Here is a 23713-nt window from a genome sequence, read left to right as displayed (position 1 = left end):
GGAGTCGGGAGGAGACATGCCAGTGCCGACCACGCTGACCCTCGACGGCATGTGCGACGACGTCGCGTCGCTGCTCGACGAGCCGGTGTCACCCGACGAGGATCTGCTGGAGCGCGGCCTCGACTCGATCGGGCTGATGCGGCTCGCCGCCCGCTGGGCCGGCGCGGGTCTCACCTTCGCCCAGCTCATCGAGCTGCGCACCGTCCGGCAGTGGCACGCCCTGGCCCACCCGGCGTCGCCGGGCGTCATCGCCGCCGACGACGGGACGACGGTCGACCCGGACGAGCCGTTCGCCCTGGCGACGATGCAGCACGCGTACTGGGTCGGGCGGGCCGGGGAGCAGGCCCTCGGCGGCGTGGGGGCGCACTTCTACAACGAGTTCGACGGCCGTCAGGTGGACCCGGACCGGCTGGACCGGGCCGTCCGAGCCCTGGTGCGCCGCCACGACATGCTGCGCGCCCGCTTCCTCGACGACGGCCGGCAGCAGATCACCCCGGACGGCGCCTGGCCCGGCCTGACCGTGCACGACCTGCGTGACCTGCCGGCGCACGAGCGGGACCGGCGGCTCGCCGACCTGCGCGCCACCCTCTCGCACCGCACCCTGCGGGTGGACCGGGGCGAGGTGTTCGACGTCCAGCTCTGCCTGCTGCCCGACGGGGCGAGCCGGGTGCACGTGGAGATCGAGATGCTGGTCGCCGACGCGCACAGCTTCCGGGTGCTCCTCGGCGACCTCGCCCATCTCTACCGCCGGCCCGACGAACCGCTGCCGCCCATCGGCTACAGCTATCCCCAGTACCTGGCCACCCACGAGCGGCGTCGGGCCGACGCCCGCGAGGCCGCGGCCGGCTACTGGCGCCAGCGGGTGCCCGACCTGCCCGGCGGGCCCGACCTGCCGGTGGCCGTGGCCCCGGAGCGGGTCAGCGGGCACCGGGTCATCCGCCACCACCACTGGCTCTCCGGCGCCGACCGGGACCGGCTCGCCGCCCGCGCGCGCGAGCACGGCGTCACCCTGTCGATGGTGTTCCTGACGGCCTTCGCCGAGGTCCTGGCCGCCTGGAGCAGCCGGCAACGCTTCCTGCTCAACCTGCCGCTGTACGACCGGACGCCGTACCACCCGGACGTGCCGTTGCTCAGTGGGGACTTCACCAACCTGCTGCTGCTGGAGGTCGACGCCACCGACGAGGTGCCGTTCGTCGACCGCGCGCGCCGCCTGGGCGAGCAGTTCGCCCGGGACGTGGCGCACAGCGCGTACTCCGGAGTGGACGTGCTGCGCGACCTGGCCCGCGCCCGCTCCGACCGGGCCGTGCTCGCCCCGGTGGTGTTCACCAGCGCGCTCAGCCTCGGCGACCTCTTCGGCGCGGACGTGCGGGAGTGCTTCGGCGACCCGGTGTGGACGTCGTCGCAGACCCCGCAGGTGTGGCTGGACAACCAGGTCACCGAGCGTGAGGGGGGCCTGTACCTCAACTGGGACGTGGTGGCGGAGCTGTTCGGACCGGGTGTGTCGGAGGCGATGTTCGCCGCGTACGTCCGGCTGCTGGCCGGCCTGATCGACGGCGACTGGGCCGCGTCGCCGGGCGACCTGCTGCCGCAGGAGCAGCGGGCGGTCCGGCCGCTGGCGAACGACACCGCCGCGCCGATCACGCCCGGCCTGCTGCACGACGGGTTCTTCGACACCGCGGCCCGGGAGCCGGCTCGGGTGGCGCTGTGCGGTGACGGGGTGGCGGTGTCCTACGGGGAGCTGGCGGGAAGAGCGTTGACGCTGGCGGGGGCGCTGGCGCGGGCCGGGGTCGCGTCGGGTGACGCGGTGGGCGTGTGCCTGCCCAAGGGCGTCGACCAGATCGTCGCGGTGCTGGGAGTGCTCGCCGCCGGTGGCGTGTACGTGCCGGTCGGCATCGACCAACCCGCCGCCCGGCGCGGCAGGATCTGGCAGCGGGCCGGCGTCAGGGCGGTCGTCGGCGCGGACGGGCTCGACCCGGCCGGCGACGGCGGCCCGGCCCTGGACGGCTGCGTCCCGGTGGAGCCGGCGTCGCTGGCGTACGTCATCTTCACCTCCGGCTCCACGGGCGAGCCCAAGGGCGTCGAGGTGCCGCACTCCGCCGCCGGCACCACCATCGAGGCCATCCGCCAGCGGTTCGACATCAGCGCGGACGACCGGGTCCTCGCCGTGTCGGCGCTGGACTTCGACCTGTCGGTGTTCGACATCTTCGCCCCGCTCGGCGTCGGCGGCGCGGTGGTGCTGATCGGCGAGGAGCAGCGACGCGACGCGAACGCCTGGCGTCGGCTCGTCGACACGCACCGGGTCACCGTCTGGCAGTCGGTCCCCGCGCTGCTGGACATGCTGCTGACCGCCGCCGAGGCCGACGGCGGGCTGGACCACCTCCGGCTCGCCCTGCTCGGCGGCGACTGGGTCGGCCTGGATCTGCGCGACCGCCTGGTGGCGCTGCGCCCGGACGCCCGGCTCGTCGCCCTGGGCGGCACCACCGAGACCGCCATCCACTCGACCGTCTTCGAGGTCGGTGCGGTGCCGGCGCACTGGCGGTCCATCCCGTACGGGGTTCCGCTGCCCAACCAGCGCTGTCGCGTGGTGGACGGGCGGGGGCGCGACTGCCCGGACTGGGTGGTGGGGGAGTTGTGGATCGGTGGCGCGGGGGTGGCGGCCGGCTACCGGGGAGATCCGGAGCGCACCGCGCAGCGGTTCGTGACCCATGACGGGGTGCGCTGGTATCGCACGGGTGACCTGGGCCGGTACTGGCCGGACGGGACGCTGGAGTTCCTGGGCCGGGCGGACTTCCAGGTCAAGATCCGGGGTCATCGCATCGAGTTGGGTGAGGTCGAGGCCGCGCTGACCGACTGCCCCGGCGTGCGCGAGGCCGTGGTGGTGGCCGTGGGCACCAGCACCCGCCGGCTCGCCGCCGCGGTCGTACCCGAGGCGTCCGACGTGGACCCGGAGGCCGTACGGGCGTTCGTCGTGGACCGGCTGCCCGCGTACATGGTGCCCGAGCACGTCGCCGTGCTCGACGCGCTGCCTTTGAGCGGCAACGGCAAGATCGACCGCCCGGCGTTGGCACGACGGCTCGCCGAGGGCGCCGGCCGGTCCACGGCTGTCGAGCCGCCCGTCGGACCGGTCGAGACGGCGTTGGCCACCCTCTGGGCCGAGCTGCTCGGCGTACCGACCGTCGGCCGCGCCGACAGCTTCTTCACCCTCGGCGGGGACAGCCTGCTCGCCACCCGCCTGCTCGGGCGGATGCGCTCGGCCGGCCTGGCCGGCGGACAACTGCGCCGCCTCTTCGCCGAGCCGACGCTCGCCGGGTTCGCCGCCGGGGTACGCCTCGACACGGGCGCCACGCTGACCGGGACCTTCGTGGCCGACCCGGCGCACCGCCACGAGCCGTTCCCGGCGACCGACGTGCAGCGGGCGTACTGGATGGGTCGCAGCGGCGACTTCGCCCTCGGTGAGGTCGGCTCCCACTGGTACTGGGAATTCGACGGCGAGGACGTGGACCTCGACCGGCTCACCGCGGCCTGGAACCGCCTCGTTCGCCGACACGAGATGCTGCGGGCCGTCTTCGACCCCGACGGACGCCAACGCGTCCAGCCCGAGGTGCCCGAGGTGACCATCGCAGTCGGCGAGGGCGAGACCGCGCTCGCCGACCTACGCGAACGGCTGTCACACCGGATCGCCGACCCGACCCGCTGGCCGCTGGTGGCCATCGAGGCCGTCCGGTACGGCGAGCGCCGCGTCCGGCTGGCGTTCAGCTTCGACTACATCGTGCTCGACGCGCTCAGCATCGTGACCGTCTTCGCCGAGCTGTCCGCCCTCTACGTCGACCTCGACGCGCCGCTGCGCCCGATCGGCGTGTCGTTTCGCGACTACGTCCTCACCGCCCGGCCCGACGAGGCGACAGTCGAGGCCGACAGGCGCTACTGGTCGGCGCAGGCCGCGGAGCTGCCCCCCGCGCCGCGGTTGCCGCTCGCCGTCGACCCGGACCGGGTGCGCGCCCCCCGCTTCGTCCGCCACGCGGCGCGGCTCGGTCCCGCCGAGTGGACCGCCCTGGTCGGCGCCGCCCGCGCCCACGGGGTGAGCCCGGCCGCCGTGCTCGCCACCGCGTACGCCGAGGTGCTGTCGGCCTTCAGCGCGCGGCCGGACCTCACCCTCAACCTGACCCTCTTCGACCGCCGCGAGGTGCACCCCGACATCGACCACGTGCTCGGCGACTTCACCTCGCTGCTGCTCGTCCCGCACCGCCCCGGCGCGGCCGACGACTTCCTGACCGTGGTACGCCGCCTGCAGGAGCGCATGTGGGACGGCATGGAGCACAACGCCGTCTCCGCCATCTGGGTGCTGCGGGAGATCGCGCGGCGCACCGGCGCCCCCGCCGCCATGCCTGTCGTCTTCACCAGCGCGCTGGGCATCAGCGACGAGCTGGTGAGCATGTCCCTGCCGTTCGGCGAGCAGATCTGGGGCGCCTCGCAGACCCCGCAGGTGTGGCTGGACAACCAGGTCATGGAACGTGACGGTGGCCTGAGCATCAACTGGGACGTGGTGGCGGAGCTGTTCCCGCCCGACGTGGTGGAGACGATGTTCGCCGCGTACGTCGAGCTGCTGACCGCCCTCGCGGCCGGGAACTGGGCGCGGCCCGTGCCGGTCGGGCTCCCCGCCGGGCAGCGGGCGGTGCGTGAGCGGGTGAACGCGACGGCCGCGCCGATCACGCCCGGTCTGCTGCACGACGGGTTCTTCGACACCGCGGCCAGGGAGCCGGCTCGGCTGGCGTTGTGCGGTGACGGTGTGGCGGTGTCCTACGGGGACCTGGCCGCTCGGGCGTTGACGCTGGCCGGGGCGCTGGCGCGGGCCGGGGTCGCGCCCGGTGACGCGGTGGGGGTGTGCCTGCCCAAGGGCGTCGACCAGATCGTCGCGGTGCTGGCGGTGCTGGCCGCCGGTGGCGTGTACGTGCCGGTCGGCGTCGACCAGCCGGTGGTCCGGCGGGAGCGGATCCTCACCCGCGCCGACGTGAAGACGGTCGTCGGCGCGGACGGGCTCGACCCGGCCGGCGACGGCGGCCCCGCCCTGGACCGCTGCGTCCCGGTGGAGCCGGCGTCGCTGGCGTACGTCATCTTCACCTCCGGCTCGACCGGCGAGCCCAAGGGCGTCGAGGTGTCCCACGCGGCGGCCGGGAACACCATCGCGGCGGTCAACGACCGGCTGCGCCTCGGCCCGGACGACCGGGTCCTCGCCGTGTCGGCGCTGGACTTCGACCTCTCGGTGTACGACATCTTCGCCCCGCTCGGCGTCGGCGGCGCGGTGGTGCTCGTCGAGGAGGGGCAGCGACGCGACGCCCGCGCCTGGCTGCGGCTCGTCCGCGAGCACGACGTCACCATCTGGAACACCGTGCCCGCCCTGCTCGACATGCTGCTCACCGCGGCCGGCGACGAACCGCTCGACGCGTTGCGGCACGCCCTGGTCTCCGGCGACTGGGTCGGCCTGGACCTGCGCGACCGGCTGGTCGCCCGCCGACCGGACGCCCGGCTGACCGCCCTCGGCGGCGCCACCGAGGCGGGCATCTGGTCCAACGCCTTCGAGGTCGGCGAGGTGCCGGCGCACTGGCGGTCCATCCCGTACGGCTTCCCGCTGCCCAACCAGCGCTACCGGGTCGTCGACGGGCGGGGGCGCGACTGCCCCGACTGGGTGGTCGGGGAGTTGTGGATCGGTGGCGCGGGGGTGGCGGCCGGCTACCGGGGAGATCCGGAGCGCACCGCGCAGCGGTTCGTGACGTATGACGGGGTGCGCTGGTATCGCACGGGTGACCTGGGCCGGTACTGGCCGGACGGGACGCTGGAGTTCCTGGGCCGGGCGGACTTCCAGGTCAAGATCCGCGGTCATCGCATCGAGTTGGGTGAGGTCGAGGCCGCGCTGACCGACTGCCCCGGCGTGCGCGAGGCAGTCGTGGTGGCCGTAGGCACCAGCACCCGCCGGCTCGCCGCAGCCGTCGTACCCGAGCCGGGCGTCACCCTCGACCCGGACGCCACCGGCGCGTTCGTCGTGGACCGGCTGCCCGCGTACATGGTGCCCGAGCACGTCGCCGTGCTCGACGCGCTGCCCCTGAGCGGCAACGGCAAGATCGACCGGGGAGCGGTGGCCACCCTGCTCGCCAGTGGGGACAGCGGACCGGCCGACGAGCCACCCCACGCCGGCCTGGAGAGCGACCTCGGCGCGCTCTGGGCGGAGCTGCTGAACTGCCCCGTTCCCGGCCGCACCCGCAACTTCTTCAGCCTCGGCGGGGACAGCCTGCTCGCCACCCGGCTGCTGGCCGCGCTGCGGGAACGCTACGGCGTCGACCTGCCGATGCGGGGGCTGCTCGACCGACCAACCATCGCGGACCTGGCCACCGCCGTGCAGCACGCCGCCGGCACGTACGAGGAAGGCGCGATATGAACGGGCAGGACCTCATCGCCGAGCTGGCGCAGGTCGGTGTGCAGCTCTGGGAGGAAGACGGCCAGCTCCGCTTCCGGGCCCCCACCGGCGTTCTCACCGACCAGCGCCGCGCCGCGTTACGCCAGCACAGGGAGCAGGTGCTGGCCGTGCTGCGCGACGCCGCCGCGCCCACCGCGGTGCCGCACCCCGAGCAGCGGTACGAGCCGTTCCCGCTCACCGACGTGCAGAGCGCGTACCTGCTCGGGCGGGGCGACTCGTTCGCCTACGGCGGGGTCGGCTGCCACGGCTACGGCGAGCTGACGTTTCCCGAGCTGGACGTGGACCGGCTGGAACGCGCCTGGCACGAGGTCGTCGCCCGGCACGACATGCTGCGGGCCGTCGTCAACCGCGACGGCTCCCAGCAGGTACGTCCCGACGTGCCGGCGTACCGCATCGAGGTGCGCGACGCCGACGCGGCCGGCTTCGCCGACGCGGTGGCCGCCACCCGGGCGGAGCTGGACCACCGCCGCTACGACCCGCAGCAGTGGCCGCTGTTCGCGTTGCGGGTGACCCGCGGCCCGCACCGCAGTGTCCTGCACTTCTCGATCGACTTCCTGATCTGCGACTTCGTCAGCATCAACATCCTGCTCGACGAGCTGGGCCGCCGCTACGCCGGTGAGCCGCCCACCGACGAGCTGACGCTGACGTTCCGCGACCACCTGCTGGCCACCGAACCGCTGCGCGGCGGCCCCCGCCACGACGCCGACCGGGACTGGTGGCTGGCCCGGCTCGACGACCTGCCTGCGGCACCGGAGCTGCCGCTGCGCGGTGACGCCACGGCCGCGCCGCCCCGCTTCCGTCGCCTCGACCTGCGGCTCGACCCGACCGAGTGGGCCGGATTGCGCCAGCGCGCCGGGCAGCACGGCGTCAGCCCGTCGGGCGCGGTGCTCGCCGCGTACGTCGAGGTGATCGCCGCGTGGAGCGTGCACCCGCGCTTCACCGTCGACGTCACCCTGCTCAACCGGACGCCGACGCACCCGCAGGTGGACCGGATCGTCGGCGACTTCACCTCGGTCAGCCTGCTCGCCGTGGAGCAGAGCCCGGACGCGCCGGTGCAGGAGCGGGCCAAGCGCATCCAGGCGCAGCTCTGGTCCGACCTGGACCACCGCCGGTTCTCCGGCGTCGACGTCGTCCGCGAGCTGGCCCGCCGTCGGGGCGCCGACGCCGCGCTGATGCCCATCGTCTTCACCAGCGCCATCGGGCTGGGCGGCGACACCGGCGTGGAGGGCTTCGGCGAGCTGGGGTACGGCATCAGCCAGACCCCGCAGGTCTGGATCGACTGCCAGAACATCGAACGCTCGGGTGGGCTGGCCACCAACTGGGACGTCCGCGAGGGCGTCTTCCCCGACGGTGTGGTCGACGAGATGTTCGCCGCGTACACCGCGTTGCTGCGCCGGCTGGCAGCCACCGACGAGGCGTGGGAGGAGCTGGCCCCGGTGGCGCTGCCCGAGGCGAGCGCCCGCCGCCGCGCCGAGGTCAACGACACCGCCGCGCCGCTGCCCGACGGGCAGCTGCACGAGGGGGTGCTCGCCCAGGCGCTGCGAACCCCGGACCGGGTGGCCGTGGTGGCCGCCGACGGCACCCTCACCTACCGGCAGCTCACCGGCCGTGCCACGGCCGTGGCCGCACGGCTGGCTGAGGCCGGCTGCCGGCCCGGTGACCTGGTCGCGGTGGTCGCCGACAAGGGCTGGCGGCAGGTGGTCGCGGTGTTCGGCGTCCTGCTGGCCGGTGGGGCGTACGTGCCGGTCGACACGAACCAGCCGCCCGTGCGCCGCGACCTGATCCTCGACGGCGCGGGTATCCGGCACGTCCTCACCGAGGCCGACCGGGTGGACGGCCACTGGCCGGCGCGGGTGACGCCGATCGCGGTGGACGACCTCGACGGGCCGGCGCCGACGGCCCTGCCGGCCCGCGCGGTCGGCCCGGACGACCGCGCGTACGTCATCCACACCTCCGGGTCGACCGGCACCCCGAAGGGCGTGGTGATCACCCACCGGGCGGCCCTGAACACCGTGGCGGACATCAACACCCGGTTCGACGTGACGCCGGACGACCGCGTCCTCGGCCTGGCCAGTCTGGGCTTCGACCTGTCGGTCTACGACCTGTTCGGCCCGCCGGCGGTCGGCGCGGCGCTGGTGCTGCCCGCGCCGCAGCGCCGGGGCGACCCGACCCACTGGGCGGAGCTGGTGGCCGAGAACGAGGTCACCATCTGGAACTCGGTGCCGGCGCAGGTGCAGATGCTCGCCGACTATCTCGCGGCCGCGCCGATGGTCCGGGTCCCCTCGTTGCGGCTGGCCCTGCTCAGCGGCGACTGGATCCCGGTCACCCTGCCGGACCAGATCCGCGACCTCGTCCCCGGTCTGGCGGTGGTCAGCCTCGGCGGCGCGACCGAGGCCGCCATCTGGTCGATCATCCACCCGATCGGCCGGGTCGACCCATCCTGGCGCAGCATCCCGTACGGGGTGCCGCTGACCAACCAGACCTGGCACGTCCGCGACGCGGCGCTGCGGCCTCGCCCGGACTGGGTCGCCGGGGAGCTGTACATCGGCGGGGCCGGGCTGGCGCTGGGCTACCTCGGCGACGAGGCGCGCACCGCCGAGCGGTTCGTCACCGACCCGTCCAGCGGCGAGCGGTTGTACCGCACCGGTGACCTGGGCCGCTACCTGCCCGACGGCACGATCGAGTTCCTCGGCCGGGAGGACTTCCAGGTCAAGATCCGCGGCCACCGGATCGAGCTGGCCGAGGTCGAGTCGGCGTTGCTGGCGCACCCGGGCGTGGGCGGGGCGATCGCGGTGGTCGACGGCGACCGTCCCCTGGAGCGGCGGCTGGCCGCCGTCGTGCAGCCTGCCGCCGTCGTGCAGCCCGCCGCCGTCGAGCCCGGCCCCGGGCAGCCGGTCGACCCGGCCGGGCCCACCGCGGCCGGGTCCGCGCTCGTCGCCGGCACCGACCTGGGCGCGTACGAGGCGTACCTGCACGAGCTGGACCAGCTCGGCCTCGCCGCCATGCTGGACGCCCTGCGCGCCGCGGGTCTCGCGCTCGACGACCGCCCGCACGGCCTGACCGAGGTGTACGCGGCCACCCGCGTCGCACCCCGGCACCGCCGGCTGCTGCGCCGCTGGCTGCGGGCGCTCACCGACAGCGGGGTGCTGCGCCACGACGACGACGGTTACCGGCTGGTCAGCGGGCCACCGCCGGCCGCGCGGGCCTGGGACGCGGTGGCCGAGCGGGCGGCGGCGGTCGGGGAGTCCCCCGAGCTGGTCCGCTACTTCCAGGCCAGCGCCGCGGCGCTGCCGGCGCTGCTGCGCGGCGACGAGGACCCCCTCGCGCTGCTCTTCCCCGGTGGTGAGCTGGAGGTGTCGGACAACCTCTACGCCGACGCCCTGTTCAACAGGTGGGCCAACGCGGTCGCGGCGGCGACCGTCCGGTCGCTGGCCGAGCGGCTGGACGGGCCGGCGCGGATCGTCGAGGTCGGCGCCGGGTCCGGCGGTACGACCGCTGCGGTGCTCGACGCACTGGACGGTCTCGACGTCGACTACCTCTACACCGACCTGTCGGCGTTCTTCCTCGGCGCCGGCCGGCAACGTTTCGCCGACCGGCCGGGGCTGCGTTTCGCGCAGCTCGACCTCGACGCCGACCTGGCCGGGCAGGGAATGGCGCCGAACAGCGCCGACATCGTGATCGCCGGCGACGTCCTGCACGCCACCCGGGACGTGCCGGCCACGCTGGCCCGGCTGCGCGGACTGCTCGCCCCCGGCGGCCACCTGGTGCTGCTGGAGATGACCCGGGAGCACTACCAGATCATGACGTCGCTGGAGCTGCTGGTGCGGCTCGACGACGACCTGGGTGACTTCGCCGACCTGCGTCACGGCACCGACCGCACGTTCCTCACCGGCGACGAGTGGCGCGGCCTGCTCGCCGCCGCCGGGGCGTCGCCCGTACTCGACCTGCCGCCGGCCGCCGACCCGATGGCCGGGCTCGGCATGCGCATCATCGCCGCGCGGGTGAAGGCCGACCGGCGGCGGGTGGTGCCCGACGAGCTGCGGGCACACCTGACCGACCGGCTGCCCGACTACATGATCCCGAGCGTGTTGCAGGTGGTCGACGAGCTGCCCCGCACGGCCAACGGCAAGCTCGACCGCACGGCCGTACGCCGGCTGGTGGCGGCCACGACTGCCGGTCCCGAGGCGACCGCAGCGGCCCCGCTCACCGAGTTGGAGGAGCAGATCGCGGCCGTCTGGGCCGACGTGCTGCGGGTGGAACGGGTCGGGCGGGACGCGGACTTCTTCGCCCTCGGCGGTGACTCGCTGCTCGCGGCGAAACTCGCCGGTCAACTCGCCGAGCGGGTGCCGGCCGCCGCCGACGTGTTCTTCGACGAGTTGCTGCGCCGGATCCTGGAGCACCCGACCGTCGCCGACCTGGCCGATCACCTGGCCGCCGTCGGCGGCGTCCGGCCCGACGAGGAGCCGGCCGTCAGCGACACCGGCGAGGTGGTGACGCTGGCCGGCGAGGGCCCACCCCGCTACGTGCTGGTGCACGACGGCAGCGGCAGCCTCGACGGGTACGCCGGGCTGGCCGAGCGGCTGGCCGCCAGCGGGGCCGTGTGCGGGATCGTCGATGGTGGCCTGCACCGCTACGCGGGTCTCGACCCGGCGCCGCTGGTGCAACGCCTCTCCGCCGACTACACGACCGCGCTGGCCGAGCACGTGTCGGCCGGGGAGCTGGTGCTGGTGGGGCGGGGTGCGGCCGGGGTGCTGGCGTTGGAGCTGGCCCGGCAGCTCACCGAGTCCGGGGTGGACGTCGCCACCCTGGTGATCGCCGACCCGGTCGACGGCGACGGCTACGGCAGTTCCCCGTACGCGGGTGACGTCACATTGCTGTGCGCGGCGGAGCCGGACCCGACGAGCGTCGACTGGTGGCGCGACGTGTGCCTGGGCGAGCTGACCGTGCGACGGGTGCCGGACGATCCGGGCGAGTGGGCCGGTCCGATCGCCGGGGACGGCTGACGTGGCCGCGACGGTCGCCCTGGTGGGCGCCACCGGCGGGGTGGGCCGGCACGCCCTGGCTCACCTGCTGGCCTGGGGCGTGGACGTCGTCCGCGCCGGCGCCCGCGACCCGGGCCGACTCGACGGCGACAACCCGCGGGTCCAGGTGCGCGCGGTGGACGTCACCGACCCGGCGAGCCTGGACGCGTTCTGCGCCGGCTGCCACACAGTCGTCAACTGCGCCGGGCCGGCGGCCTCGATCGGCGACACGGTGGCCCGCGCGGCGGCCCGCTGCGGCGCGGGCTACGTCGACGCGGCCGGTGACGACCCGCTGCACGCGGCGGTGTCCGCCCTGCCCGGGGCCGCCGACCGGGTCGCGGTGCTCTCCGCCGGTCTGATGCCCGGCCTGTCCGGGTTGCTCCCCGCCCACCTCGCCGCGCAGATCCCGGGGGCGCGGCGGATGACCGGGTACGTCGGGGGCCGCGACGGGTTCACGCCCGGCGCCGCCCTGGACTTCCTCGCCGCCGGCACCGCCGAGTACGGCGAGCCGTCGGCCGCGTGGCGCGACGGCGCGCGACGCAGCCGCGCCCTCGCCGCCCGGACGGATGTGCCGGTGCCGTTCTTCGACGAGCCGGTGCTGTTGCAGCCGTACCTCAGCACCGAGACCGAGCGGGTCGCCCGCCGGCTCGGCCTGACCGACGTCGACTGGTGGTCGGCGTTCGCCGGCAGCCGGCTGCCGGCGGCGCTCGCCGCGGGCGCCCGCCGAGCGCGCGACGGCGCGACGGCGGCGCAGCTCGCCGACGCGGCCGCCGAGCTGTGCCGGGCGGCCGAGCTGGACACCTTCGGTCGGCCGCGCTACCAGCTGCTGGTCGTCGAGCTGACCGGCCCGGCGGGCGCCCGCGTGCTGGCCTGCCGGGGAACCGGCGCGAACGCGCTCACCGGCGCGGCAGTCGCCCTCGGCGCCCTGGCGGTCGCCGCCGGCGACGTGCCACCGGGCGTGCACCACCTGGCCGAGGCGGTGGACCCGGCCTGGGCGGTGGACGTGCTGCGCACGAGTCCGGCGGTCACGTCGCTGCGCGTCGAGGACGGCCCGCTGGGGTCGTACGACCTGATCGAGGAGGGGGTGGCGTGAAACCGAGAGTGCTGGTCGCCGGCACCAAGTTCGGCCAGGTGTACCTGCAGGCGTTCCGGCAGCCGGACTTTCCGTTCGAGCTGGCCGGGATCCTCGCCGGGGGCAGCGCGCGGTCGGTGGCCTGTGCCCGGCACTACGGGGTGCCGCTGTGGACCGACGTAGCCCAGGTCCCCGAGGACGTGACGCTGGCCTGCGTGGTCATCCGTGGTGGCCTGCTGGGCGGGCCGGGCGGCGAGGTGGCCCGGGCGCTGATGCGGCGCGGCCTGCACGTGCTGCAGGAGCATCCGTTGCACCACGACGAGCTGGTCGAGTGCCTGCGCACCGCCGGCCGGGCCGGGGTCGTCTACCACCTGAACTCGTTCTACGTGCACACCGCGCCGGTGCGCCGGTTCCTCGCCGCCGCCCGGGCGCTCCTGGCCCGGCAGCCGGCCCGCTACGTCGACGCGGCCTGCGGCTTCCAGGTCGCGTACGCGCTGCTGGACATCCTCGGTCAGGCCCTCGGCGGCGTCCGACCGTGGGGCCTCGGCCCGGCGGTCGACCTGCCCGAGCAGGTACGCCGGCTGTCCCGGGTGGACGTGCCGTTCCGCAGCCTCGACGGGGTGCTCGCCGGTGTGCCGCTGACCCTGCGGGTGCAGAACCAGATGGACCCGGCGGACCCGGACAACTACGCGCACCTGCTGCACCGGGTGACCATCGGCACCGAGGCCGGCAACCTGACCCTGGTCGGCACGCACGGGCCCACGGTGTGGAGCCCTCGGCCGGACTTCCCGCAGCAGGTGCAGGACCGGGGTGTGGGCCGACCGCACTTCGCCGACGGCGACGGCGACGAGCCGGACCACCTGGACGTGCCGAGCGCGCAGCCGCTGGCCGACGCGGTCGCGCCCAGCTATCGCAGGGTTTTCGAGGAGGTCTGGCCGGCCGGTGTCGGGTACGCGTTGGGCAACCTGCACGCCGCGGCGCTGGGCGGGAGGAAGCTGGCCCGCCACGGCCAGTACCACCTGAGCCTGTGCCAGCTGTGGCAGGACGTCACCGCCCGGCTGGGGCCACCCGAGCTGGTGCACTCCGTACCGCCGCGGATGTTCGTGGCGTCCGACGTGGCCGAGCTGGCCGACGCCGCGACCGGGGCCGTCGACCCGCCGATCGGCGCGGAACCGCAGCGGATCGGAGCGCGCCCGTGACCCCCGTCGCGCGGACGTGGCTGCGCTGCTTCCGGCCGCTGCGCTGGCCCGGGCTGCGTCTGGTCTGCTTCCCGCACGCCGGCGGCAACGCCGCGTTCTACCGGTCGTGGTCGGCGCAGGTGCCCGACGACGTCGAGGTGCACAGCGTGCAGTACCCGGGCCGGATGGACCGGTCGGCGGAGCCGTTCGCGGCCGACCTGCCGAGCCTGGCCGAGGGTGTCGCGCAGGCGGTACGGGCGCTGCCGGCCGACGCGCCTGTCGTCCTGTTCGGGCACAGCCTCGGCGCGTCGGTGGCGTACGAGACGGCACGCCGGTTGGACGGGCCCGGCAGCGTGCTGCGGGCGCTGGTCGTCTCCGGTCGCCCCGGGCCGGGCCGGCTGCGCGCCACAAGCGTGCACCTGGCCGACGACGACACGCTGTGGGCGGAGACCGGCCGCCTCGGCGGCACCGGCCGCGAGGCTCTCGACCACGAGGGCGTACGCGCCATCGCGCTGCCGGTGCTGCGCGCCGACTACCGGATCGCCGAGACGTACCGCCCGCAGCCACCCGTGCCGCTGCGAGCGCCGGTGCTGGCCTGCGTCGGCGCGGACGACCCCGAGGTCACCGCCGACGAGGCCGGCGACTGGGCGACGCGCACCCGGGGCGGGTTCACCCTGCACACCTTCCCCGGCGGGCACTTCTACCTGCTGGCACGCCGCAACCAGCTCATCGACACCATCCTGCGGGCCACGCACCGCAGCCCGGTGCCCACCTGGTCGGCGGCCGGCCCGTGATCCCGGCGAGCGTGCACTACCACCGGGCCCGGGACCTCACCGAGGCGCTGGAGCTGCGCCAGGCGTACGGCGACCAGCTGCGGCCGCTGGCCGGCGGGCAGTCGCTGCTGCCGGCGCTCAAGCTGCGCCGGGACCGCGTCGACACCCTGCTGGACCTCGGCCGGGTCACCGAACTGTCGTACGTGGCGCACCGCGACGACCACCTGGCCGTCGGCGCGCTGACCCGCTACCACCGGCTGCTCGACGACCCGCTGGTCGACCGGCACGCCCCGCTGCTGGCGGTCGCGGCCGCGGCGGTCGGTGACCCGCAGGTGCGACACCTGGGCACCGTGGGTGGGGCGCTCGCGCAGGCCGACCCGGCCGCGGACGTGCCGCTGGCCCTGGTCGCGCTGGACGCCGTGGTGGTGCTGCGCAGCGCGACCGGCGTACGACAGGTGCCCGTCGCCGAGCTGGCCGTCGCGCCGGGTGTGACGGTCTGCCGGCCCGACGAACTCGTCACCGAGGTCCGGGTGCCGCTGCCCGGCCCGGCGCGGTGGCGCTACCGGACGTTCGCCCGGCCGGCGTTGGAGTGGTCCCTGGTGGCCGTCGCCGTCGCCGACTCCCGGGTGGCGCTGGCCGGGATGGGTCCGACCATCCGGCGGGCGTACGGGGTCGAGTCGGCCCTCGCGCAGGGCGCCGGTGTCACGGTCGCGGCGGCGCGGGCCGACGAGGGGTGCGACCCGCCCGACGACGGGCGGGCCTCGGTCGCGTACCGGCGGCACCTCAGCCGGGTGCTGGTGGCCCGTGCCCTGACCGATTCCGGCGCCACTGTGGAGGAACCACGATGAGCATCGACGCCCGGCCCGGTACGACGACCGTCGCCGTCACCGCCACCGTCAACGGCCGTCCGGAGAGCCGCCGGGTGCCGGCGCGCACCCTGCTGGTCCACCTGCTGCGCGAGGAGTTGGGGCTGACGGCCGCGACGGTGGGCTGCGACACCTCCTCCTGCGGTGCCTGCACCGTGCTGTTCGACGGTCGGTCGGTCAAGTCGTGCACTCTGCTGGCCGCGCAGGCCGACGGCGCCGACATCCGCACCGCCGAGGGGCTTGCCGACGGCGACCGGCTGCACCCGGTGCAGGAGGCGTTCCGGGAGCACCACGCCCTGCAGTGCGGCTTCTGCACCCCGGGAATGGTCCTCGCGGTGGTGAGCCTGCTCCAGGAGAACCCGGGGCCGCTCACCGAGCACGACGTGCGGCACGCCCTCAAGGGCAACCTGTGCCGCTGCACCGGCTACCACAACATCGTCCGCGCCGTGCTCGCCCTCGACGAGGCCCGACAGGCCGGATGACCGCCAGACACCGGAAGGGAGGCCGACCATGTCGGCGCGTTACGTACTCGGGGTGAACATCGGCTTCCACGACTCCAGCGCCGCGCTGGTCCGCGACGGCGCGCTCTGCGCCCTGGTCGAGCAGGAGCGGGTCAGCCGCCGCAAGCACGCGGTGGGCCAGCCGCCCGCCGAGGCGGTCGCCGCGTGCCTGGCGATGGCGGGCATCGCCCCGCAGGAGGTGGACACCGTCGCCATCGGCTGGGACTTCCGGGACATCCCGCTGGGCCGCAACCGGCGATTCACCACCGAGGGGCTGCGGGCGATGCTCTTCCCCGACGACGAGGACCTGAGCATGCCGGCGGTCCGCTGGGTGCCGCACCACGTCGCGCACGCGGCCAGCGCGGCGTACAGCTGCGACTGCGACGAGGCCGCGGTCCTGGTCCTCGACGGCGCCGGCGAGACGCAGTCGACCTCGTTCGGCCGGTACGCCGACGGCGAGATCGAGATCCTGCGGGAGTGGCCCGTGGAGCAGTCGCTGGGCTTCTACTACAACGCCGCCGCCGAGTGGGCCGGGCTGGGCTACTGGGGCACCGGCAAGCTGATGGGCCTCGCCGCCTACGGCAGACCCGGTCCCGGAGCGCCGGTGCGAGGAGTTCCCGGCGGGTACGAGCTGGTCCGCGGCACGCCCACCGCCGAGGTCCCCACCCGACGCGCCGCGACGCTCGGCCCGCTGATGGCCTACTACCCGGCGGTCGCCGAGTCGCTCAAACCCGAGTTCGGCAAGCTGTTCCCGTACGCGCCGCGCACCGGCGAGGAACCCATCGCGTACGCGGACTTCGCCGCGACGATCCAGCAGGGGCTGGAGGAGACGGTGCTGTCCCTGGCCGCCGATCTGCGTCGGCGGGTGGACACCCCGGTGCTGGCGCTCGCCGGCGGGGTGGCGATGAACTGCACGATGATCGGGGTGCTGGTCCGCAGTGGACTCTTCGACCGCGTCTACGTCCCGCCGGTGCCCACCGACGCGGGGGTGTCCCTGGGGGCGGCGCTGGTCGCGGCGCGGGAGTGCGGGGAGTTCACGCCCACCCGCCTCGACCACGCGTACTGGGGTCAGCCGATCACCACGGAGGCCGGCGAGGCGGCGGCCGCGCGCGCCGGCATGGTGCACCGCCGCCTCGGCGACGACGAGTTGGCCCGCTGCGTCGCCGGTGAACTCGCCCGGGGTCGGATCGTGGGCTGGGCGCGCGGGCGGGGTGAGATCGGACAGCGGGCGCTCGGCGCGCGCAGCCTGCTGGCCGATCCGCGATCCCGGCGCAACCTGGAACGGCTCAACGTGCTCAAGGGCCGGGAGATGTGGCGTCCGGTGGCGCCCAGCATCCTCGCCGAGCACGTGTCGGAGCTGATCGAGGGGCCGGTCGGCGAACCGTCGAGGTTCATGCTGGCCGCCGCGTCGCTGCGCCCGGACGCCCGGCTGCGGGTTCCGGCGGTGACCCACGTGGACGGCTCCGCCCGCCCGCAGACCGTGCACCGCGACACCAACCCCGGCTACTGGGCGCTGATCGAGCAGTTCCGGCAGCTCACCGGAGTGCCGGCGGTGGTCAACACGTCCTTCAACCTGGCCGGTGACCCGATCGTGAACTCGGCCGCCGACGCGGTCGACACCTTCGTACGGGCCAAGGAGATCGACCTGTTGGTGCTCGGGGACGCGGTGGTGGCCCGCAGCGAGGCCGACCTCCCGGCCTGACCTGCGAGGGGGCCGCCCGGTCGGGCGGCCCCCTCGCGTCGAGCGCCTCAGACGCGGGTCGTTCGGCGGTCGCGCCGCCACACCTGGCGGAGCCGGTCGACGAAGAAGTCCCGGTTCACCCAGTAGAACTCCAGCCAGATGTTGTCCGGGTCGCGAAGCCAGATCTGCGAGCCCGCCTCGTGCTTGGAGGTGGTGATGCCGGAGTGCGTGACGCCGACGGCGTCCAGGTGGGTCACCCACTCGTCCAGGTCGGCGCGCTCGGGCACGTGGTAGGCCAGGTGGTGCAGCCCCGGGCGCCGCTCGTCGAAGCGGTCGGTGCCGCCGTCGGGCGGGTCCACGAGGCAGCCCAGCACCACCGAGGCGAACGACGCCGTGTGCAGCAGGGTGCGGAAGCGGAAGCCGGACTCGGGTGGCGTGACGTCGTTGACCACCACCATCTCGAACACCGAGCAGTAGAACGCGGTGCTGCGTTCCAGGTCGACGACGGTGAGGTTGATGTGGTTGCGACCGTCCAGGCGTGGCATCGCCGGTCTCCTCAGGCCGTCCGGCCGGCCGCCGCGACGGCCGGTCTGCCCAGGGGCTGGCCACCGTCGGGCGCGGGCACCGCCGGCACGGCCTCCAGGACCGACATCGACGAGGTCGGCGTGATCCGCGACAGCCGGAACCCGGCGTCGTCGAGCAGCGCCCGGAACTCCGGCTCGGTCCGGGTCCGCCCGCCGAACAGCGCGAGCGCCTTGACGTCCATCACCTTGCCGGTGTCGTCGTGGTTGCCGTAGCGGCTCACCGACTCGACGATGACCAGTCGACTGTCGGGCCGGGCGGCGGCGCGGACGTTGCGCAGGATCGCGGCGGCCTGCTCGTCCGGCCAGTCGTGGATGATCGTCTTGAGCAGGTACACGTCGGCGCCCTCGGGCAGCGGGTCGAAGAAGCTGCCGCCGCGGACCTCGCACCGGTCGGCGACACCCGCGCGGGCCAGCACGTCTGGCGCCTCGGTCACCACGTGCGGCAGGTCGAGCAGGATCGCGCGCAGCTCGCGGTGGCGGGCGAGCAGGCCGGCGACGAAGGTGCCGTGCCCGCTGCCCACGTCCACCAACGTCCGGGCCGTGCCCAGATCCAGCGCCGGCGCCGGCGCCACGGTACGCAGCACGAACGGGTTGACGCTCTCGGCCGACCGCTCGAACCGGACGCACTCGTAGGGGTGGTCGGCGAAGTGGTCGTAGTAGCGCGTGCCGCCGTGCACGTGCCCGAACGCGGTCTCGCCGGTGCGCAGGCTGTGCGTCAGCCGCGCCCACGAGTAGATGTCCGGCGGCATGAGGGGGAAGCACTCGCGGACCGAGAAGGGGTGGTCGCTGCGCAGCGGTTCGGCCAGCGGAGTGAGCCCGAAGACCTCGGGCGTGACCTCGGTGAAGATGCCCCGCCCGGCCAGCGCGCGCAGGCCACGGGTCAACGCGCCGGGGTCGGCGCCGACGCGCCGGGCCAGCACGTCCACCGGCAACGGACCCTTGATGAGCTGGTCGGCGACCGCGAGGTCACACATGACCCGGATGGTGAACGGAACGATGTAGTCGGCCAGTTCGGTGAGGCGGGTGACCGACGCGAGGTCGATGCGAGGCGTCACGGACATGTCCGTACCGTATCCGGTCGAGCGTTGCGATACCAGATAGCATACGAGACACTTGATACGTGCATCTCAACCTGTTCACCCAGTGCTCGCCGTCACCGCAGTTCAAGGGGTTCTGGCGACATCCCGCCGACCGAAGCGCCACCGGCTACCGCGATCTCGGCTACTGGGTCGAGCTGGGTCGCCGCCTGGAGGCCGCCTGCCTGGACGCGCTCTTCTTCGCCGACGTGCACGGCACCTACGACGTCTACCAGGGCTCCTGGCGGGCCGCCGTGCGGCACGCCGTGCAGATCCCGTCGATCGACCCGCTGCTCGTGCTGCCGGCGATCGCGGCCACCACCTCCCGGCTGGGCCTCGCCGTCACCTACTCGACGACCTACCACGCCCCGTACGAGTGCGCCCGGGTGTTCAGCTCGCTGGACCACCTCACCGGCGGACGGGTCGCCTGGAACATCGTCACCTCGTATCTGCGGTCCGCGTCGGCGAACGGGCTCGGCTCGTACCTGGACCACGACGAGCGCTACGACCGGGCCGACGAGTACGTCGAGGTGGCCCGGCGGCTGTGGGAGGAGAGCTGGGACGACGACGCGGTCCGGCGCGACGTCGCCGCGAACGTCTTCACCGACCCGGACCGGGTACGCGAGATCGGCCACGAGGGGCGCTGGTTCTCCGTGCGGGGCCCGCACCAGTGCGAGCCGTCGCCACAGCGCACCCCCGTGCTCTACCAGGCCGGGGCGTCCGGACGGGGGATGACCTTCGCGGCCCGGCACGCCGAGGTGGTCTTCCTGACCATGGCGGACCCGGCCAGCGGCGCGTCGCAGGTGGCCCGGCTGCGCGCCGAGGTGGCCGCACACGGGCGCGACCCGCGCTCGGTGAAGGCGTTGCAGGGCAGCATGGTGATGGTCGCCCCGACCCGGGCGGAGGCCCGCCGACGTGCCGAGGAGTACGTGGCGCTGTGGAGCGGCGAGGGCCAGCTCGCCAAGTGGTGCGGCTGGATGGACGTGGACCTCGCGGCGTACCCGGACGAGACGCCGGTGGCGGAGATCGCCGGGCAGGGCAGCCAGAGCTTCGTGGGTTTCCTGCGCCGGCTCGGACCCGAGCGCACCTGGACGGTCGGCGACGTGCGCTACCTGGTGGCGACCGCCCGCCGGCCCCGCACCGGAGCGCCGGTGACCCTCTTCGGCACGGTCGAGCAGGTCGCCGACCGGATGGAGGAGTGGTGCGCGGTGGCCGACGTGGACGGTTTCAACCTGATCCCCTGCCCGACGACCCAGGGCATCGACGACATCTGCGACCTGCTCGTGCCGGAGTTGCAGCGCCGTGGCCTGTTCCGCACCGCGTACGACCCGGCGGAGCGGACGCTGCGGGAGCGCTACTTCGGCGCCGGCGCGTCCGGGCCGGCCCGGGTGCCGGCCCGGGATACGCGGGCGCCGGCCGAACCCGCCGCCGCGCGCGGCTGACCCGCTGAGCCCACGGCCGGCTCGCACGGCTGGCTGAAATGCCGGCGCCGTGCGGTCAGAACATCGTGGTGTCGACGTCCGCGCCGGCCAGCAGCCCGCCGACCGTGGCGTAGCTGTCGCGGCTGTTGACGAAGTGCTGCGTCGCGGTGTTGATGTCGCGCAGCCGCCGTTGCAGAGGCGACGAGTCGAACACCGTCGACGCGCCGGCCAGCGCGTACGCCGTCTGCACGGCCTGCAGCGCGGTGGCCGTGACCTGCGTCGCGGTGGCCCGCAGGCAGGCGCGGTCCAGCGCGCTGAGCACCTCGCCACGCCGCGCGGTCTCCCAGGCGGTGGCCGCCTCGCGGTGCAGCAGCGCCCGGGCCGCGCGCAGGGCCACGTGGGCCTCGCCGAGCCGGTCGTGGAACACCGGGGAGTCCGCCAGTGAGCGGGTGCTGAACGTGCGCCGGCGGCCGGCGGCGGCGTGGGCCGCCGCGTCGTGCACGGCCCCCTGCGCGATGCCCAGGTCGACAGCGGCGATGAGCAGCCCGGCCTGGGCGATGCGAAAGACCGTGCGGCGCACGTCGTCGCCGTCGCCGACCAGGCTGAAGCCGCGGTGCTCGGGGCAAATTCGGCTGGCCGCCCGCACGTCCTGGCTGGCCGTGCCACGCAGGCCCAGCACCTGCCAGGTGTCGACCTGCTCCAGCTCACTGGCGGGGAAGAGCACCATCCGGGTCAGCGGAGCCCCGTTGGGCAGGGTGCGGGGGGTCCGGCCGTCGAGCACGATGCAGTTCAGGTAGATCCAGCTCGCCTGCGGGCTGCCGGTCACGAACGGCCACTGGCCGTTGACCCGCCAACCGCCCGCGCCGTCCGGGGCGGCCCGGCCCTTCGGCGCGACCGCGCCGGCGCCCAGCACGTCCGGGCCGTGCGCGTAGATCTCGTCGCGGGCGGCCTCGGGAAAGCAGGCGAACAGCAGGTGGGCCAGGCCGACCTGGCCGATCAGCCAGCCGGTGGAGGCGTCCGCCGTGGAGAGCTGCTCGATGACGCGCAGCGCCTCGCCCAGCGGCAGGTCCGTGCCACCGTACGCGGCCGGCACCAGCATCCGCAGGCAGCCCGCGGCGCTCAGCTCGGCGAGAACGTCCTCGGGGACCCGGCCCGCCCGGTCAATCTCGGCCGCCCGCTCGGCGAGCGCGGGGAGCAGTCCGTCGACGCGGGGAAGCGTACTGGTCACGGTTGGACTCTATCGCCTTCCTCGTATCTTGTTTAGCCTTGTATCTGCTATCAATCTCGGATAGACGTACTGGGGGAGGAGGTGACGGGCCGATGACCGAACGCGCCGTTGCGGAATCGCCGCTGCTGAGCTGGCTGGAGCATCCCCGGCAGGACCGGGGCGTGCACTTCGCCGCCGCGGGCGACGACTGGACCTTCCTGTCGTACGCGGAGCTGGCCGAGCGGACTCGGGTGATCCTGGCCGGCCTGCGGGCGGTCGGGGTGGTCCCGGGCGACGTGGTGTCCATCGTCGAGCCCGCCGGCCCCGAATTCGTCGCCACACTGTTCGCCGCGATGGCCGCCGGGGCGGCGCCCTCACCGATCGCCCCGCCGCTGAACTTCCAGGACCGCGCGGTCTACGGCGAGCACGTCCTGGGCCTCCTGCGCGCCGCCGCGCCACGGGTGGTGGTCTGCGCGTCCACCCTCACCGCGGCGATCGCGCCGCTGGCCGCCACCGCCGGGGTCCGGCGGGTGCTGAGCGCCGACGAGCTGGCCGACGCCGCCGGCGGCTCCCGGGGAACGGTCGCGGCGCCCGGCCCGCTCGCGCTGCTGCAGTTCACGTCCGGCTCCAGCGGCCGCGCCCGGGGCGTGCAGGTGCCGCACGCCGCGCTGGCCGCCAACGTCGCGGCGATCCGGCGGTGGCTGGCGATGACCCCCGACGACCCGACCGCGTCCTGGCTCCCGGTGCACCACGACATGGGCCTCATCGGCTGCCTCGTCACCCCGGTGGTCAACACCAGCGACCTGTGGCTGATGCCGCCGGAGGAGTTCGTCCGCAACCCCGGGCGCTACCTGCGCTGCTTCGGGGCACGCGGGGCGCGGCTGACCTCGATGCCGAACTTCGGGCTGGAGTACATCGCCCGCCGCGTCCGCCCGGAGGCGCTGACCGGGCTGGACTTCTCCGCCTGGCGCGCGGTCATCGTCGGCGCCGAACGCGTCGACGCCGAGGCGCTGCGCCGCTTCTGCGCGCTGCTCGGCCCGCACGGCTTCGACCCCCGCGCGCTGCTGCCCGCGTACGGGCTGGCGGAGGCGACCCTGGCCGTCACCGGGCTGCCGCTCGACGAGCTGTACCACGCCGTCGAGCTGCGCCCCGACCGGCTGCGGCTGGGCGCGCGGGCCGTCCCGGACCCGGCCGAGGGCGTCGACGGCGGCGTCGAGGCGTACCCGGTGGTGGGCTGCGGCCGGCCGCTGACCGGGGTACGGGTGCGGATCGTGGACGAGGCCGGCACACCCCTGCCGGACGGGGTGGTCGGCGAGATCGAGGTGCACGGCCCGTCCGTCGCCCAGGGGTACGTCAACGCCGACGACTCGGCGTCGCAGACCGCGCTGGGCGCAGGGGTGCTGCGCACCGCCGACGCCGGGTTCCTGCACGACGGGCAGTTGCACGTGCTGGGCCGGCTCGGCGACAGCATGAAGGTCCGCGGCCGGGCGGTCTTCGCCGAGGACCTCGAATGGGCCATCTGCCGCCCCGGCGTGCCGGCGCAGCGGATGGCCGCGCTGCTGGGCCACCGGGGCGGCACCGCGACAGTCGTGGCCGTGTTCGAGCAGGCCCAGCCGGAGTGGCTGGCCCAGGCGGAGCGCGAGCTGCGCCGCCGGGCGGAGGGCGCGCAGGTCGTCATCGTGGACGCCCCACGCGGCACCATCGCCCGCACCTCCAGCGGCAAACCCAAACGGCGCCAGCTGTGGCAGGCGTTCGTCGACGACCGGCTGCCCGGCACCGTGGTCACCACGGGAGCGGCCGGTCAGCGGGACCAGACCGAGCAGACGACGACGGCGTCCTGAGGGACGTTCGGACAGGAGGCGGGA

Annotated in this window: 13 protein-coding genes; 10 read left to right on the top strand and 3 right to left on the bottom strand. The window is 74.7% G+C overall.

Translation table 11 applies throughout. The annotated features are described in order from the left end of the window. The first annotated feature begins 16 nt into the window (after positions 1-16). Genes ABZT87_RS26430 through ABZT87_RS26395 form a run of 8 tightly spaced genes read left to right on the top strand, consistent with a single transcriptional unit; the run spans position 17 to position 17581 of the window. Complete coding sequence (locus ABZT87_RS26430) at positions 17-6430, top strand: amino acid adenylation domain-containing protein (protein WP_355138920.1); 6414 nt, start codon at positions 17-19, stop codon at positions 6428-6430. Next, positions 6427-11472: an amino acid adenylation domain-containing protein gene (locus tag ABZT87_RS26425; protein ID WP_355138918.1), complete on the top strand. Its 5046-nt coding sequence runs from the start codon at positions 6427-6429 to the stop codon at positions 11470-11472. The genes ABZT87_RS26430 and ABZT87_RS26425 overlap by 4 nt, the downstream gene beginning before the upstream one ends. A 1-nt stretch (position 11473) precedes the next feature. Further along, positions 11474-12583 carry an NAD(P)H-binding protein gene (locus ABZT87_RS26420; RefSeq protein ID WP_355138916.1) on the top strand — a complete coding sequence of 370 codons (1110 nt, stop codon included), beginning with the start codon at positions 11474-11476 and terminating at the stop codon, positions 12581-12583. Beyond that, entirely contained in the window at positions 12580-13761 is a 1182-nt protein-coding gene (locus ABZT87_RS26415) for a Gfo/Idh/MocA family oxidoreductase (RefSeq protein ID WP_355138914.1), read from the top strand. The genes ABZT87_RS26420 and ABZT87_RS26415 overlap by 4 nt, the downstream gene beginning before the upstream one ends. Next, positions 13758-14534, top strand: coding sequence for an alpha/beta fold hydrolase (locus ABZT87_RS26410; protein WP_355138912.1), 777 nt, complete (start codon positions 13758-13760; stop codon positions 14532-14534). Before ABZT87_RS26415 ends, ABZT87_RS26410 begins: the two co-directional genes overlap by 4 nt. Beyond that, positions 14531-15361, top strand: a complete 831-nt coding sequence (locus ABZT87_RS26405; RefSeq protein ID WP_355138910.1) for an FAD binding domain-containing protein — start codon at positions 14531-14533, stop codon at positions 15359-15361. The genes ABZT87_RS26410 and ABZT87_RS26405 overlap by 4 nt, the downstream gene beginning before the upstream one ends. After that, positions 15358-15861: a (2Fe-2S)-binding protein gene (locus tag ABZT87_RS26400; RefSeq protein ID WP_355067513.1), complete on the top strand. Its 504-nt coding sequence runs from the start codon at positions 15358-15360 to the stop codon at positions 15859-15861. Before ABZT87_RS26405 ends, ABZT87_RS26400 begins: the two co-directional genes overlap by 4 nt. A 28-nt stretch (positions 15862-15889) precedes the next feature. Then, entirely contained in the window at positions 15890-17581 is a 1692-nt protein-coding gene (locus tag ABZT87_RS26395) for a carbamoyltransferase C-terminal domain-containing protein (RefSeq protein WP_355138908.1), read from the top strand. A 47-nt stretch (positions 17582-17628) separates the two neighbouring features. On the opposite strand, the gene ABZT87_RS26390 is transcribed toward ABZT87_RS26395, so the two are convergent. Both ABZT87_RS26390 and ABZT87_RS26385 read right to left on the bottom strand, forming a co-directional pair. Further along, positions 17629-18105 (bottom strand): VOC family protein, encoded by a 477-nt coding sequence (locus tag ABZT87_RS26390; RefSeq protein ID WP_355138906.1) that lies wholly within the window; start codon positions 18103-18105, stop codon positions 17629-17631. Positions 18106-18116: 11 nt separating this feature from the next. Beyond that, the gene (locus tag ABZT87_RS26385) at positions 18117-19205 is read right to left on the bottom strand and encodes a methyltransferase (protein ID WP_355138904.1); all 1089 of its coding nucleotides are present in this window, start codon (positions 19203-19205) and stop codon (positions 18117-18119) included. Between the two features lie 59 nt (positions 19206-19264). Here ABZT87_RS26385 and ABZT87_RS26380 point away from each other — a divergent pair, with 59 nt between their 5' ends. Next, positions 19265-20662 carry an LLM class flavin-dependent oxidoreductase gene (locus ABZT87_RS26380; RefSeq protein ID WP_355138902.1) on the top strand — a complete coding sequence of 466 codons (1398 nt, stop codon included), beginning with the start codon at positions 19265-19267 and terminating at the stop codon, positions 20660-20662. A gap of 55 nt (positions 20663-20717) precedes the next feature. On the opposite strand, the gene ABZT87_RS26375 is transcribed toward ABZT87_RS26380, so the two are convergent. Continuing rightward, positions 20718-21869, bottom strand: a complete 1152-nt coding sequence (locus ABZT87_RS26375; protein WP_355138900.1) for an acyl-CoA dehydrogenase family protein — start codon at positions 21867-21869, stop codon at positions 20718-20720. Positions 21870-21961: 92 nt separating this feature from the next. Here ABZT87_RS26375 and ABZT87_RS26370 point away from each other — a divergent pair, with 92 nt between their 5' ends. After that, the gene (locus ABZT87_RS26370) at positions 21962-23689 is read left to right on the top strand and encodes an AMP-binding protein (protein ID WP_355138898.1); all 1728 of its coding nucleotides are present in this window, start codon (positions 21962-21964) and stop codon (positions 23687-23689) included. Positions 23690-23713: the final 24 nt, after the last annotated feature.

This window comes from Micromonospora sp. NPDC005237 (assembly GCF_040607775.1).
Classification (GTDB): Bacteria; Actinomycetota; Actinomycetes; order Mycobacteriales; family Micromonosporaceae; genus Micromonospora.
Note: the sequence above shows the minus strand (reverse complement) of the source record. Positions and strands in the feature narration are given on the sequence as shown.